The organism is Microcoleus sp. B4-D4, from assembly GCF_036705185.1.
Lineage (GTDB): Bacteria > Cyanobacteriota > Cyanobacteriia > Cyanobacteriales > Microcoleaceae > Microcoleus.
Window position 1 is genome coordinate 65446 of the sequence record NZ_JAUBTX010000006.1, and the last position, 15166, is coordinate 80611.

Sequence of the window (15166 nt, forward strand, 5' to 3'; positions counted from 1 at the left end):
TAGATATAGTTATAGTTTATGTAAACCAATGTAAATAATCGGATCTGGGAGTCCGATCGCCCGCCCAACCGGATTTGAGGTCAACAGTTGCAAAGATACGGTAAAGATTGAGCAGCAGAAAGTTTAGTTAGTAGACAATAGAGAAAGAGGCACAAAAATTTTCCACAAGAGTAAGCTGGCAATAATAATTATTGCAATTTGTAACCTTTCGATCGCACAGTATAGGGGCGCAGGATCTTGATGAATTCCCAGATGACAGCATTGGTCAACTCAACCTACCAATATCAAGTCGGAGGATATTTGCCTGCCGGTGCGCCCACCTATGTCAGGCGACCCGCAGACAGCGAACTCTACGAAGGACTCAAAGCCGGACAATTCTGCTACGTGTTGAGTTCGCCACAAATGGGCAAATCCAGCCTGCTAGTGCAAACAGCCAAAAAGTTGCAAGCAGAAGGTACAGTTTTTGCCGCCATCAACTTGAAAAGCATCAGCAGCCCGGATATCTCCCCCCAAAAGTGGTACGGGGCGATCGTACACCGCATCGCCAGCAGTTTGCACCTCACCAACAGGTTTGATGCCATCAAGTGGTGGAACGATCGCGAACTGCTGTCGCCAGCGTACCGATTAGAGATATTTATTGAAAAAGTTTTGCTCAAGTCAGTTCGGCAAAATCTGGTAATTTTCATCGATGACATTGACAGCACTAGAAACCTAAATTTCAGTACCAACGATTTTTTTGCCACGATCCGGGCTTGTTACTCCAAGCGGGCAGAACAACCCGAATACGATCGCCTGACTTTTGCAGTTTTTGGAACAGCCGCCCCGTTAGAATCGATCCGAGATTCAAGCTGCAACCCTTTTAATATTGGAAGATCGATTAATTTAAGTCAATTCCAACTCGAAGAAAGTTTGCCACTAGCAAAAGGATTGGCACTCAAAGCTTTTCGTCCCCAAAAAGTGCTCCAAGAAATATTAGTTTGGACGGGCGGCCAACCGTTTTTGACTCAAAAACTTTGCAACTTGGTACTTGAATACGGGTCTTTTATTGGCCGAAATTGCGAAGCCCAGCAAGTCAAAACAATACTCAAACATCGAATTATTAAAAATTGGGAAGAATGGGACGAACCCCTACATTTGACAACAATTCGCAAACGCATTTTCCACAGCCGCTACGACCTCACCAAGCTGTTAACCTCGTACCAGCAAATTTTGCGACCGCCAGACCCGACAAAACTAGCAGAAGCGCCGGGATTAGCGGCAGATTACTCTGCCGAACAAATAGAATTGCAACTGTCAGGACTGGTTGTTAAAGTTCAGGGTAAATTAAGAGTCGCCAACCTAATTTATCAGTCAGTTTTCAATCAATTCTGGGTGGAAAAAGAATTAGGAAATCTGGCACCCTACCGCGAGGCGCTGGCAGCGTGGCTGGCTTCCGATCGCGAAGATGAGTCGCACTTATTGACCGGAGAAAGTTTGCAGTCAGCCTTGGATTGGGCGGCGAACAAACAATTAAGCCAAGAACACTATTGGTTTTTGCATCCGGGAACTTTTCAGGAAAAACCGACCATCATTGTCGCACAAGTTGCAGACCGCAGTCCAGAAACCGATGCAGACAGCAGCATTCTCACCCCGCCCTCAGATACTGTTCAACCAGGCAGTAACGAACAGAGATTGTACGATCACATCGTCTTCTGCGTGGAAACAGAATCCCCCTCGCAGGTAATCGAGCGGTTCCGCAAGCTATTTATCGACGGTATGGGCTATCCCGATCGCTCCATTGAAGCAACTCTGTACAACATAATCTCCGTCAAGCGATCGGATCGGAACTTTAAATATATCCTCCACCGCTGCTGCTACATCCCGATCAACCGCTGGCAATTGCACTCGCAGAACAAATTTGCGATCGCCAACCTAATAGCTTTATTTAAACAGACTTCTCCCCGATTCGGGATGGAATTTTACATAGTCAAGCGCTTGCAAGAACAAATAAAATTCTTTACTAAAAGTCAAGAATTCCAGACCTTAGAGCGTTTAGTAAAAGCCGTAGAACAAGACCCGGAAGCAGAGCAAGAAAATAGTCGTTACCCCTTGGGTCAATTGATTTATCGGTATCCTTATTTGTACGGGCATTCTCTGCTGAGCAAGGACAGCGTTGAGGAAGACCAGCAAACAATCAAAAAACTAGAAATTCAAAGATTGCGAAAATTTGAAAATAATTTATCTCAATATTTGAATTATTTAGTTGAGCCGAGAAATACAGAGATCGGCATTGTGGAACGCGCGCCTAATCCTACACTTTTGAATGATTCAGAACTGCACTTAGCTGTTAGGGAATTTGTCGGAAAAGTGGCAGGCGAGCGCACCCACAAAGAATCGGCTCAGTTTTTCTTAAGAGATGCCAGACAAACTCCATCTTACAGTTCATTTAAAGTTGATTTGTATGAATATTTAATCTCGGCAGTGGAGCCAGAATACGGCGGTCGTCAATTTAATGACCGCTTGTACAGGTACATCAAAAATACATTTTCTGAAAGCGATTCGGGGAAATTAAATAATATATTGTTGGCTCGGACTTGCAACCAATTGTTCAACTTTTTAGTAGTGGAAAATTCTCAACATCTCAGTCACTACGTTTTTTACGACTTGGTATACAACCTCGGCCCCAGCCGGACAATTGCTTTAATGCTCAAAATCCTGCTGCTTTCGGGCAAAGTTAAGCCTGAGTTGGAAAAGCGATTGTCTATTTTGTTCAATCACTATGAAGGTAAAGCTTCTGATGAAATTATGTGGTTTATAAAATCATTAGAAAATTTAAATGTGGCTTTGGCGGTGAATTTTGGAAAAACGGATTTGTCTTTGATCAAAAAGCATCTTATTTTGAATTAAAAAATAACTATAGCCTTTCTCATAAAGATGAGATACTATGCGGGATTGGGCATTGGGCATAGGGCATTGGGCGGGCATTGGGCGGGCATTGGGCTACGGGCATAGGGCTACGGGCATTGGGCATTGGGCCTTGGGCCTTGGGCCTTGGGCATAGGCCTCTGCGGGCATACCTCATATCAAATCCGGTAGCATCGGAATGATTCAGATATATATTCTCGGACTCTGTGTACTCTGTGTTCTAGCGCCGGTTAAATCATTCCGATGCAACCGGAAACGATATCACCACGCGATCGAACCGCTATAAGTTGATACAAAAGTGTAGTATTATTCAGTAAACAAGATTGAATTAATTGGTTTTCAAGAGTTGAAATTATCTGCGTCGATGGGCGTTTATCTACCTGACATCTGCGGTTTGCCCATCAATCAAATATCTATGCAATAAGTCTAGTAAAAAACAATATGATCAGCTATCTCAAAGGCACTGTCGCCAATATCGCCAAAGGCAGCAACCGCGTCATTTTGACTCTCGAAGTCAATCAAGTTGGCTATGAAATCCAAATTTTACCCCGCGTGACGGGTCAATTGCCAGCTTCCGGCGAAATCGCCCAAATATTTACTCACCAGCAAGTTAAGGAAGACCAAATCGTATTATACGGTTTTGGTAGCGCGGCAGAACGCGATTTGTTTAGGCAGTTGACGAGTGTTAGCGGTGTTGGTGCTCAACTGGCGATCGCCCTTTTGGATACTTTAGGAATGCAAGATTTAGTCCAGGCGATCGTCGGCGGAAACACCCGCATCCTCGCCAAAACCCCCGGAGTGGGTACAAAAACCGCCGAACGCCTCGCCTTGGAACTCAAAAGCAAACTCTCGGAATGGAGACAGGAAGCAGGTTTGACAACTTCTGTCGCCGCCGGAGTCCCCGCAGCTATTCAAGAAGAAGTCGAGATGATCCTGCTGGCGATGGGATACACTGGGGCGGAAGTCTTGCAAGCCTTGCAAACCCTCAGTCAAGACAGCAATTTGTCCAACAAAGGTAATGCGGATGATTGGATACGCGAGGCGATCAGCTATTTAAGCCGATAACTAAATCAGTTGGCGACAAGCAGCCGCCACTTCGCTGTAGCGGAATTGACTTCCCCCCAAGGGGATTTAAACTCGCCCGATCGCCCGGTCAACCCTTGCCGCCAAAAAATCAACCCCCACCGTTCTCGATCTGTGATAAGATCCCAGATTGTGACATCGTACAAAAAAACATAAAATCAATTCATGCCACTTACACAACAGCGCAAACTAGAAATCATGGGCGATTACCAAACCCATGAAACTGATACCGGATCGGCAGATGTCCAAGTCGCCATGCTGACCGATCGCATCAGCAAACTCAGCGCCCACCTGAAAATCAACCAAAAAGACTTCGCCTCCCGGCGCGGTTTAATGATGATGATCGGCCGTCGCAAGCGCCTCCTAGCCTACATCCAAAAGGGAAGCGTTGAACGCTACAAAGCATTGATTGCCCGTCTAGGCATTCGCGGCTAAACATCAAAGCCAAAATTTGCGACAATATTCAAGAATCTTGGACAAAAACCAAGACCTATTGAATAAATGTTCGAGAATTCAGGTTAGAGATAAAATATGTCCTCCGAACCACCCCGCCAGCGCTTACCGTTTGAACCGGTCACAAATCGTAAAAAAACGCCTAAAAAGCCCCCAGAACCTGAAACAAATGCAGCCTTAGAGTCAAATGTTGCCGACAAGCAGCCTCCAGCTAACAAAACACGAAAACAGGCGCAATCCATCCCAGAAGCAGTCAGCAAACGCATGATATCGCGCATAGCGGTATTTTGCGGCATACCGACCATTCTGGGAATTTCCACATTTTTTGTGAGTTATTTGATAGTCAGCAAAGGCTTGTTTGACTTGCCGAACACAGCAGTATTGCTGGTAAGCATGGGCTGTTTTGGTTTAGGCGTATTGGGATTGAGCTACGGACTCCTCTCAGCTTCCTGGGATGAAGAAACTTCAGGAAGCACTCTGGGGTGGGAAGAATTCACTACCAATTTTGGACGGATGCGAGAAGCATGGCGCGCCGCTAAACCAAAAAGTTAAAAATCATTCGTCATTAGTCATTAGTCATTAGTCAGCAGTCATTAGTCAGCAGTCATTAGTCATTAGCATTTTGTAGGGGCGGGTTTAGAAGAGGATATATGATACAAGTGACTAAAAAAATTGCAAAATCCGCCCTCTGAGTCATCAGTCATCAGTAATTTAGCTAACAGACAAAATTACCAAAATTTCAAATGTTTTTAGTAAAAACTTCAGTTTTTTCTAGGTAAAATTGCCAGTAAGGACTTTAGTCATTACTATAAACAGGTTGTTATAATAGATTTGGGCAATTGCTAACTGAGAAATGATGACAGGTGAAAGAATCTAGATGAATGCAGAATTAAAATTACATCAGTTTTTCTTCGTGCATCCGTGCCATAATCCGTGTTGAGCGCAACAGACCAAGGGAAAAAAAATATGATTATTGTCATGAAAGTCGGCACTCCAGCAGCCGAGATCGATCGACTAGACGAAGAACTCCGCACTAACTGGGGTTTGATACCAGAAAAAATCGTTGGGCGTTACAAAGTCGTCATGGGTTTGGTAGGCGACACCGCAGAGCTCGAAGCGATGCAACTGCGCGAAATGAGCACTTGGATTGAAGAAGTGCTGCGGGTAGAAAAACCCTACAAACGCGCTTCTCTGGAATACCGCCAAGGTGAACCCAGCGGAGTCGCGATTGCTACTCCCTTGGGAACTGTGACGATCGGCTTAAATCACCCGATCGCAGTCGTAGCAGGCCCTTGCTCGGTCGAAAACGAAGAAATGATTGTCGAGACGGCGATGCGTGTCAAAGCTGCTGGCGCTCAATTTTTGCGCGGTGGAGCCTACAAACCGAGAACCTCTCCCTACGCTTTCCAAGGACACGGCGAGAGTGCTTTGGGACTGCTGGCGGCGGCGCGGGAAGCTAGCGGTTTGGGAATTATTACCGAAGTTATGGATGCGGCGGACTTAAGTGCGATCGTAGAAGTAGCCGACGTGATCCAAGTCGGAGCCCGAAATATGCAGAATTTCTCGCTGTTGAAGAAAGTCGGAGCTCAAGACAAACCGATTTTGCTGAAGCGCGGCATTTCGGCCACCATTGAAGAATGGTTGATGGCTGCCGAGTATATCATGGCTGCGGGCAATCCGAACGTGATTTTGTGCGAGCGCGGCATTCGCGGGTATGACAGGCAGTATACGCGGAATACGCTGGATTTGTCGGCGGTTCCAGTGCTGCGAACCCTGACTCACTTACCGATTATGGTTGATCCGAGTCACGGGACTGGTTGGGCGCAGTTTGTACCTTCGATGGCGTTTGCGTCGATCGCCTCGGGTACAGATTCCCTGATGATAGAAGTGCACCCGAATCCGAAAAAAGCTTTGTCTGACGGGCCGCAATCTTTAACACCGGATCAGTTCGACAACTTGATGGAAGAATTGGCGGTGATTGGTAAAGTCATGAAACGTTGGCCGCAACCCGTGCCAGTTTTGGCGTAGAAAGATCGGTAATCAGTCACTAGGATTTAGCCTCGGCGGATCCCCCCTAACCCCCCTTAAAAAGGGGGGAATAAGAAATTGATCAAAGTCCCCCTTCTTAAGGGGGATTTAGGGGGATCTCCGGGGAATGAACAGTTTTAACCCAAGCGTATTGGGTTAAATCCCCGACTTCTTTAAGAAGTCGGGGATTTTGTTATTCGGTTTTTGGAAGAGAGGGAGAAGGGCGATCGTACTTCTAGGAATGTTGGGAAATTTTGTATAATTGATATTTGAGTTAATTAGCGAGAGGGCTGGGATTCATGGTAGGCATCGGAACCAAACTCACTTTAGCAGAATTTCTAGCTTTGCCCGACCCAGATGTATATTATGAGTTTGTAGATGGTGAAGCAGTTCCTAAAGTGTCTCCAAAATTTTTTCATTCCAGTTTACAGGGAGCTTTGTGTCTCCTAATTCGTGGATGGTGTAAAAGTCGCGGGCGAGTGCTTCCAGAATGGGCGATTTTGTTAAAACGTCAGGGTAAAGATTGGGCACCTGTTCCCGATTTAACGTACATTTCTTATGCGCGTCTGCCGAAAAGTTGGCGGCGGAATGAAGCTTGTCCGGCAATTCCTGAACTGGTGATTGAGATTATATCGCCGGATCAAAGTATGAAGGAATTTGAAGAGAAGGCGAAAGATTATTTGGCGGCGGGCGTTCCGCGAGTTTGGGTGATAGATCCAGAGGCTATTTTAATTAGAAGTTTTTTGACCGATGGTTCTAGTCAAGTTTATACGGATAATACACCGATTGTGGATGAGTTGCTGCCTGGTTTGGAGTTAACAACTCGGCAGATTTTTGAAGAAGCGGAATTGATTGATTGATTAAGTGCGATCGTACTCTGTGCAAGATATCAGTGGTAGGGTGCGTGACAACGGGAAAACTTTAACTCGTGGCGGTGGGACTATTGACTGTCACGCAATGCGACAAAACCATAGTATTTACAACGTACTATGGTTTTTTTGCGTTTACCCGTTACTTATTGAATTAGCCGATCGCTCTGATTTAAAATAGCCTCAATTTGATTCTGTACTTGTTCGAGTTCTCGGCGTTTTTCAGCCAGCCAAACTTTTTCGGTGTCGCATTCTGCTTGATTTTGGCGATCGCGCTTTTCCTGCTGTTCCAATAAATTTTCCCACAGAGACATTGCTTGGGCGATCGCACCGCTACTCGTCTCAACTCTTTCTTCAAATACTGCAATAATTCTTTCTTGTATTTTATCAAAAATAGACTGTGAAGATTCATTAAACTTCTCATAGCCTAACATAACGACTTTTTGCTTAATCTGCTTATGAATTCCATCAACATCTAGCATTCCCAATCCAAATGCGCCACCCCCACCAGCAGCTAAGCCACCCAAAATAACTGGAATAATACCAAGTCCTGCGAAAAACAGCAATCCCGCCGCGACGGCTCCACCAAGACCTAAACCGCCAAGAAAACCTCCAGGACCTCCAATATCTGAGTTAATTGATGAAGCGATACTGCTTCCACCGATGCCAATTCCACCCAAATTTTTTGCTATTCCTAAGTTATTGAATTGAGTAACAAGGCTAGTGCTAAGTCGCAGATCGAACTCTTGAAACTCTTGTCGGATTGCATAAAACTCTTCCTTAATTTTGAAGTCTAAAGTTTCTATTTTTTGTTTTAATATAAACTGCATTTTTTGGTCGCTCCAAACATCAATTTCTTGTGTTAATTCCCACACAAATTGTTTGGCATAATCTCGGATTAACTTGTCTTGGCTCCAAATATGATTATGCTCTGAAGTCCATTTCTTACTTTTTGTAGCCATGCGATCGTCCAATATTTTCACCCATTCGTGCCAAGATTCACGAGCTTCTTCTAAAGATTCCTCCCTCAGTTTATTAGCTAAAAGTCTAATCTTAACATCGCGACCGCTTGCTTCCGCCATTTCTTCAAAAATCTTCGCCTTATCTCCTTGAGAAAGTGTCAGCTTTCCTTCTGAAATTTCCCGCATTTGATTCAATTTATCGCAGCCAGCATTAATAATTTGCTTAATTCCGGTGGCTGATTGCCGAAGTGCGATCGCCCCTCGTTCAACTGTCAAAAACTGTTCCAGAGATTTGGTAAAATCCTGAAAAGATTTCACATACTCATTTTCCGTCCCGTCCAAAATCGCATCTAGTGCAGATTTAGCAGAAATAAAATGAATCCGGTTTTCACCAGCAATAATTGGTTTTTCCCCATTAACAATTGTTTCTACCCTTTCTTTTACATCCTGGCGATCCTCTTCAGTCTCCAGCCCATCGAAAAAATTCACTGCAATAAAAATGTTTCTTGCACCTTCATCTTCTTTACCATAATTCAATTCTTTTTTCAAGTAGAAAAGCAGTTTTTCTTCTGTCTGTGGTAAAACATTGTTAGCATTAGTCAAAAAAATAACTGCATCAGCCGTTTTCAGAACTTGCTGAGTCGCCAATGTGCGTTCCGCTTGTTCGTTCAATCCGGGAGTATCAATAATTTCTACGCCATTGCTGCACAACTCTAATTCGGGATGCTCAAAAACGATTTCTGCAATTTCCGATTTGGCTATTTCATCTGCAATAGAACCAGAAGCCGCCTTTTTAGAAATAGCAGCTTTCTCTTTATATTCTTCCGGCGAAATCTCTTCCTTACATCCATTTTTGTAGTGACAAATAACCCGCCGCTTCGAGCCATATTTCAAAATAGTCACCGTACCGCTACAGGGAGTAGCCCTCGCTGGTTGGATTTTCTCGCCCACCAAAGCATTTAGTAAGGTTGATTTGCCCTTACTAAAGTCGCCGACAACAGCCACGCGAAAACATTGAGATTTCAATCTCTGAGATATTTTTGTTACTTCTTCTGTTAAATTAGGAGAGAACACCTTGCGATCGCTTCCATCTCGCAGACTTGAAGATAGTGTCTTACAAACATCGTTCAGTTCTTGACGATACTCCTGAAACTTTTTCAACTCCTGATAGGACGAAACTGACTGTTTGCGATTTGTTTGCTGTTTGGGTTTTGCTGGTAAATGTCCGATAATGTGACTGGCTGCACGGACAAACAAAGAATCGAGAGATTGAAATCTTGCTGGATCGAGTAACGAGTGGACTTCTGCTAAAGCTGCTGTATCGCTTATTGATTGATTGCTAAAACTCGCTTCCAAAACAGTCAAATATCGCCCGTCGATTCCGAGTCGGCTAGCGATGATTTTCAAATACTCTTTTTCGCGATCGTCCATCGTTCCATCGGCTGCCGACATCTGATAGCCAAAACTAATTAGCAGCAATTTTTCCACCTCAGAAAAACACGCTGTCAGCGCCAACAACACCGGAAATCTCTTGTAAACTTGATGTTGCGTCACGCTTTTAAGCATTGGCATTACCAATTTTTGCAAACTGTTATTAGCAGGAATAAGTTCCTTCAAAGTTGTCGCCAGTTGCTGCTTTTCTTCAGCGCCAAAAGTACCGTCGGCATTAATGACTCCCAGCAACACAGTTATCAGCGCCGCCAGAAACAGAATCGGAGGAGTAATATCCTCTTTTCGTAGGTTTTGCCCGGTCAGCCGCGAAACAAGCTCAACTGTTTGGGAACTAATTAACGAAGTATTCATTTGTAGCGCCTAATAATATTTCTTTTATTAAATGGATCATAATAGATCAGTTGTTCTGTGGGTTGCTACCAGGGTAAAAATTGATGATGAACTTTGTATTTCCCGCAGCGGTACAGGCTGCGATCGAGGCTGGCAAGTACGTACAAGTGTTTACATCGGCTGGAGTGCCGATCGGCATGGCGAGAGATGCAGCCACGGGACAGTTTGCGGCCCATGCCGTTGGTGCGGTGGTCAACAACAGCCCACTATCGCCCTTAGTGTCTCCCGTGCAGCTTGTTATGGGCGGCTTGCAGATGCACCAAACGCACATGGGCTTTCAAGCCGTCCAAGCGAGTTTGGGGGTGCTGCAAGCGACTACAGCCGTCATTGGTGTGGGAGTTGCGGCTGGGGTAGCTTTGTCAGCGGTGAATTTGCACCAGACTTTGAAATTAAAAAAAGCGGTAGAAAGGCTGGAAGTTAAAGTAGAAAATGGTTTCATCAATTTAGAACAACTTGTGAAAGGCCAAGGCGCGGAAATTAAGCAATTAATTTCGGAAGTTGTTGCAGATATAAAATTTGAGAACCACCGTTTAGTTTTAGTGCGGGCTTACGGGTTATTCAATCAAGCAATTCAACGAATGCGATCGGCTTTGCAACTGCAAGATATCAACCGCCGCAATGCTGAAATTGATGCCGCGCGGGGGATGCTGTTTGAAGCTTTAGCAGATTACAGAAATCCGCATTTGTTGGCAGAAACCTGTGCGGCGGGACAGTTGCGGCGGTTAGAGTGCAGTTGGGCGATCGAGCAAAGTATTATCGGCACGTATCAGGTGCAGAATGAATTTGGTGCTGCGGGCGATCGCATTTCTCAACTTCAACAACAAATCCGTCAAGATGGCCTCGGTATTATACAATGCTGTGACTCCGACGAAGAGCTTGACTTTCTCTTTCCTGAAATCACGCGAATTCACAATCATGATTTAGCCGCCTTAGACATTTGGCTGAATCAGATTGAATGGACGAAAGCTTTGCCGCCCAGTGAATTTGAAGAGCTACAAAGTGCTGATTTCAGCAAATCAAACTTAGCTGTTATTGAAGATAAAAAATCAGCAACAACAGCGTTAGCAATACCAGATGAACAGTTATTTTATGAGAATTTGAGGCCGAAGTCTCATTTTTATGCGCTTTACACTCAACTGGAATTTATGCTCGATCCGCAGCAACGAAAAGAGCATGAAAATTATATTATTGAGCAAGGGGAAATAGCTGGTCATAAAAGTTTAGTAGCGTCGAATTTGGAAAAAGCCTCAGATTTGGCTGTTGCTAATCTCTTTCACTACTTCAGAGTCCGGGATAAATCGGAAGACGAATCAGAATTAAATTCTGATGCAACTACGACTGATACTGCTACTCCTAACGTTGTTGCTGAATCTTACCCAAATGATAAGGTTAAGCAGCAAATCTATGAAAAACTTAAAGCGGTTGTTGCCAATCAGCTAGAAGTTGATGCAAGTAAAGTCACCATCAACGCTAATTTTGCCAAGGATTTAGGAGCCGATTCTCTTGATGCAGTAGAGCTCATTATGGCGATTGAGGAGGAATTCGACATTGAAATTCCCGATGAAGCTGCGGAGAAAATAGAAACAGTTCAACAGGCTGTTGATTATATTTACCAAAAAGTTGCTGTTTAAAAAGCAAAGACAGTAACTAAGTTCAAATTCCTGAAACAGAAGAAAGCACTAGAAAAGACTTCAAGGTTTCATGTAATACCAACTCAGCAGAGCGATCGGTGTAGGGACACGGCATTGCCGTGTCCCTACCAGGAACTCAGGCACAGCGGAAAACAAATACTGCGCGATCCCGGTAATTCTTAATCCAACAATCATCAAAAAAAATGAAGTCTAAATCAGTTACGCAAATCAGCGGTCTTCCCGGTCAATTAGTCGGTGCAGTTCCACTCCGAACCAGCGGTACAGGAACTATTAAAATAGTTGGAGACACCTTACAAGGAAATTTTACTTCATTTTTTGGCTTAGAAATCAAAGAAATTATCATTCCGATTCAAAATGTCAAAGCTGTTGAAATTGGGGAAGGCTGTACTTGGTGGCTGCTCGGACTGGGAATTTTGACCCTGGGGATCTTCTTTATTGGTATTATTTTCATTGTGTTGGCTTTTGTTGTAAAACAGCGTTATATTGTTATTTACACGAGTAGCAATAATTTAATTCTGTTTTATTCAAAAAGTGATAAAATTAACCAGTTTAGGAACGAAATAATAGAAGCTTGCCGTCCTAAACCGAGCTATATTCCCCGACCTTCTCAGTCTCCACCTGCACCGCCTTCTTTGCCAAAATGATTGATAGTTGGCTAAAGTCATGAACCAGTGAATTGGTATGAATACCCTTTTTGCGCTCGTGACTGTAATTCGCTCTCAAAAATTCTTTTGGCTCTTGAGAGTGGACAATTAAACAAGTCTAAATATCAAGCCCGACAAAAAGTTGATTTACTTTATTAAACATCTATTCAAATTTTGAGAAAGATTGAGCTCTTGATTTAGCATAGTAAGTGAGGAAGAACCTAAAAATCCGATTAACAGGCGGTAAATGTCTGTTAAACATCGCCAAACAACCTTGAATTAGCGCCAATTGTCTAATACAAAAACCTCCGATCGATTGTAACCGGGCTCGTTTGGCCTGTGCATTACTACACCTGTACTTTCTGTGCGAAAATGCCGATCGACCATTTTACCATAGGCCACATCATGGCTCGTATTCACTCCAGCCATCAGACGCAACATTTTTTCACTCGCCCCAAACGCTTCACAGACATCCAGCAACTGTTCAAATCGATCGCCTGCGCCAACACCCGATCGCACAACTCCAAATTTGACATAACATACATTAGAACCAGCTTCGCTACCCGCACCGCAATGACAAACAGCAAATCCCGCCAAACCCTTGTCATCCCACAATAAAACCGTATCGCCCAAATTTTGAGCCTCAACCGCCAAAATCTCCCGCGATAAATCCAGCCCTGCATAAATACCATCCGTCAATTCATAACATTCTTTCAGAAAGTGCGATCGCTCCTGTGAATTTAATTCAGAATATTTTATTACCGGAAAATCCCGATCCACAAACTGAATTGGTTTTGCCATAATGAAAGTCAGAAAACGCGGGTAAAACCCGAATTTATGATAAAGCCCCTGGTGTTTTGGACTGTTGGGAAAAGTAAATAACCCCGCCTGTCGCGTCCCCCATTCCGAGAATTTCCCGATCGCACATTCAATCAAACCTTGAGCAACACCTTGATTCCAGAAGTCAGGATGAACACTCAGCGGCCCAAAAAAACCCACACTCCCCCAACAAACAGCTATATTCGAGCCAACTAGCTGCCCGTCAACCTCCGCTGCGAAAGCCGCCGTGCGATCGACTAACCATCGCGTTTGAACATAGTTCGCATCACCACCAAAATCCGTCGGTTGAGCCAATCCAATAAAAGTACCAAAAGCCAGTCGAAAAATATGTTCAGCCGCCGCCAACTCATTTTCTTGAAGTAGTCGAATAGAGATGTTCATTGTGTGCAAGATCCGTTAAAAAAGCGAACAGTCATGCAATTATACATATTAAATCTCTTGCATAAATCTTTGATTTAGATGAAAATTTCCGCTCATTATTACGGACTAAAGTCCGCAATACGAACCAATCCGAAACCAGTCAATCCACCGTATACGATATAGAACCCATTTGATATCTATTCTGCGTAAATCTCAGAAACCGGGTTTCTCTCTATATTTCTCGTCACCCAACCAAAAACTCCTAGAAACCCGGTTTCTCGCCCCTTGCGTAAATCTCAGAAATCAGTTTTTCTCTATATTTATCGTCACCCAACCCAAAAACTCAAAGATATCAAATGGGTTCTATAAGTCACGATCAAATGACTTCGTAATGTTCCACTGTTGGAAAAGGATCGTAAAAGTGATGCAATAAAGAACGCCACTTTTGATAATCTGGCGATTCTCGAAATCCCACAGTATGGTCTTCCAAATTCTGCCATCGCACCAGCAGAATATAGCGATTTCTAATTTCGATACACCGTTGCAGCTCGTGCGAAATATACCCCGGCCTAGAAGAAATAATAGCTGAAGCTGTTTTGAAAGCACTTTCAAATTCAGCAGACATATTAGGCTTAACATCAAGAATTGCAACTTCTAATATCATAGATTTAATCTGGCGATCGCCCATTTGCTGCTTTTCGATCCATTTCTTGAATAAACTCATCTTTTCCGTCCATGTACCCCTGAATGTTATCCTGGTAAGTGTTTGCAAGTTTTATTTTAAGTTCGCTGTATTGCTGCGCGTCTTCAGGATGGGAAATCAGATAATCTCGAAACGCTAAGTGGCGATATATCTGTGCTGAGTTCAATTCAAACGTGTGAATGTGGTGCGTTCTAATCCCTAGTTCATTACTTTTACGAAAAAAACGGCGGCCCGGTATCCCAAACTCACCCATTGCTTCATAACCTAATGCCTCAACTCCCGAACTCTGTGCATCGACTTTCATAATATCTTTGACCTCAACTAGCATATCGATAATCGGCTTTGCATAAATTTGTGGAATGGCTGTGCTACCGATGTGATGTATAGCGATCGCATTTTCGGCAAGTGCAAGTGCAATCTGTTTCGACTCAGTTTCAAAAGCGTCTCGCCAACTTGGATCGTGGGGGACGACTTCTACTTTGAAAAAATCTAGTTTTATTGACATGACTGATAATTATTTGCGGCTTTTGTGATTTCAGATGAGTTGACGATCGCATTTAACCGACACTGATTTTATCATTACTCATTTACCGGCTGCGCGCAAAACTCTTAAACATACGGATAACGGGGAAAAACTGACTGTTTGGGAGCGAAATTTCAAATCGCCCGATCGCCCTTTGTGTAAAGTTGCTCTCCCTCCAGCGTCGCGACAGGGAAAGCCCGACAAAGGAGTAGGCCAATAAAGAAGAGCGCCACCCCAAGCTTTGAGCGAACCCAAATTTCCTTTCCTCCACCTTCTTGCAACTTTGTGGCAGGCTATGATTGA

The 15166-nt window shown here is 43.9% G+C and carries 12 protein-coding genes; 8 read left to right on the forward strand and 4 right to left on the reverse strand.

Features of this window, described 5'->3' with window-relative positions:
• Nucleotides 1–252 precede the first annotated feature (252 nt).
• The 6 genes from QUB13_RS07460 (at nt 253) to QUB13_RS07485 (ending at nt 7328) form a co-directional block, all read left to right on the forward strand.
• A complete protein-coding gene (locus QUB13_RS07460) occupies nt 253–2886 on the forward strand; it encodes an AAA-like domain-containing protein (protein ID WP_333379894.1) in 2634 nt (877 codons plus the stop codon).
• A 459-nt stretch (nt 2887–3345) separates the two neighbouring features.
• Nucleotides 3346–3969 (forward strand): Holliday junction branch migration protein RuvA, encoded by a 624-nt coding sequence (ruvA, locus tag QUB13_RS07465; RefSeq protein ID WP_333379895.1) that lies wholly within the window; start codon nt 3346–3348, stop codon nt 3967–3969.
• 183 nt (nt 3970–4152) lie between these two features.
• Nucleotides 4153–4422 carry a 30S ribosomal protein S15 gene (rpsO, locus tag QUB13_RS07470; protein ID WP_194012436.1) on the forward strand — a complete coding sequence of 90 codons (270 nt, stop codon included), beginning with the start codon at nt 4153–4155 and terminating at the stop codon, nt 4420–4422.
• Between the two features lie 96 nt (nt 4423–4518).
• On the forward strand, nt 4519–4992 hold the full coding sequence (locus QUB13_RS07475) for a PAM68 family protein (RefSeq protein ID WP_333093132.1): 474 nt from the start codon (nt 4519–4521) through the stop codon (nt 4990–4992).
• A gap of 414 nt (nt 4993–5406) precedes the next feature.
• Entirely contained in the window at nt 5407–6468 is a 1062-nt protein-coding gene (gene aroF, locus QUB13_RS07480; RefSeq protein WP_194067112.1) for a 3-deoxy-7-phosphoheptulonate synthase, read from the forward strand.
• Nucleotides 6469–6767: 299 nt separating this feature from the next.
• A complete protein-coding gene (locus QUB13_RS07485) occupies nt 6768–7328 on the forward strand; it encodes a Uma2 family endonuclease (RefSeq protein ID WP_333379896.1) in 561 nt (186 codons plus the stop codon).
• A gap of 155 nt (nt 7329–7483) precedes the next feature.
• On the opposite strand, the gene QUB13_RS07490 is transcribed toward QUB13_RS07485, so the two are convergent.
• On the reverse strand, nt 7484–10102 hold the full coding sequence (locus tag QUB13_RS07490) for a dynamin family protein (protein WP_333379897.1): 2619 nt from the start codon (nt 10100–10102) through the stop codon (nt 7484–7486).
• Between the two features lie 1439 nt (nt 10103–11541).
• On the opposite strand from QUB13_RS07490, the gene acpP reads away from it, so the two are divergent.
• Nucleotides 11542–11772, forward strand: coding sequence for an acyl carrier protein (acpP, locus tag QUB13_RS07495; protein WP_333093147.1), 231 nt, complete (start codon nt 11542–11544; stop codon nt 11770–11772).
• Between the two features lie 203 nt (nt 11773–11975).
• Nucleotides 11976–12437, forward strand: coding sequence for a hypothetical protein (locus QUB13_RS07500; protein ID WP_333093129.1), 462 nt, complete (start codon nt 11976–11978; stop codon nt 12435–12437).
• Nucleotides 12438–12716: 279 nt separating this feature from the next.
• Here the strand turns inward: QUB13_RS07500 and QUB13_RS07505 are convergent, their stop codons facing one another.
• The 3 genes from QUB13_RS07505 to QUB13_RS07515 form a co-directional block, all read right to left on the reverse strand.
• The gene (locus QUB13_RS07505) at nt 12717–13658 is read right to left on the reverse strand and encodes a GNAT family N-acetyltransferase (protein WP_333379898.1); all 942 of its coding nucleotides are present in this window, start codon (nt 13656–13658) and stop codon (nt 12717–12719) included.
• Between the two features lie 355 nt (nt 13659–14013).
• Nucleotides 14014–14301 carry an antibiotic biosynthesis monooxygenase family protein gene (locus QUB13_RS07510; protein ID WP_333379899.1) on the reverse strand — a complete coding sequence of 96 codons (288 nt, stop codon included), beginning with the start codon at nt 14299–14301 and terminating at the stop codon, nt 14014–14016.
• A gap of 4 nt (nt 14302–14305) precedes the next feature.
• Entirely contained in the window at nt 14306–14845 is a 540-nt protein-coding gene (locus QUB13_RS07515; RefSeq protein ID WP_333379900.1) for a GrpB family protein, read from the reverse strand.
• Nucleotides 14846–15166 lie beyond the last annotated feature (321 nt).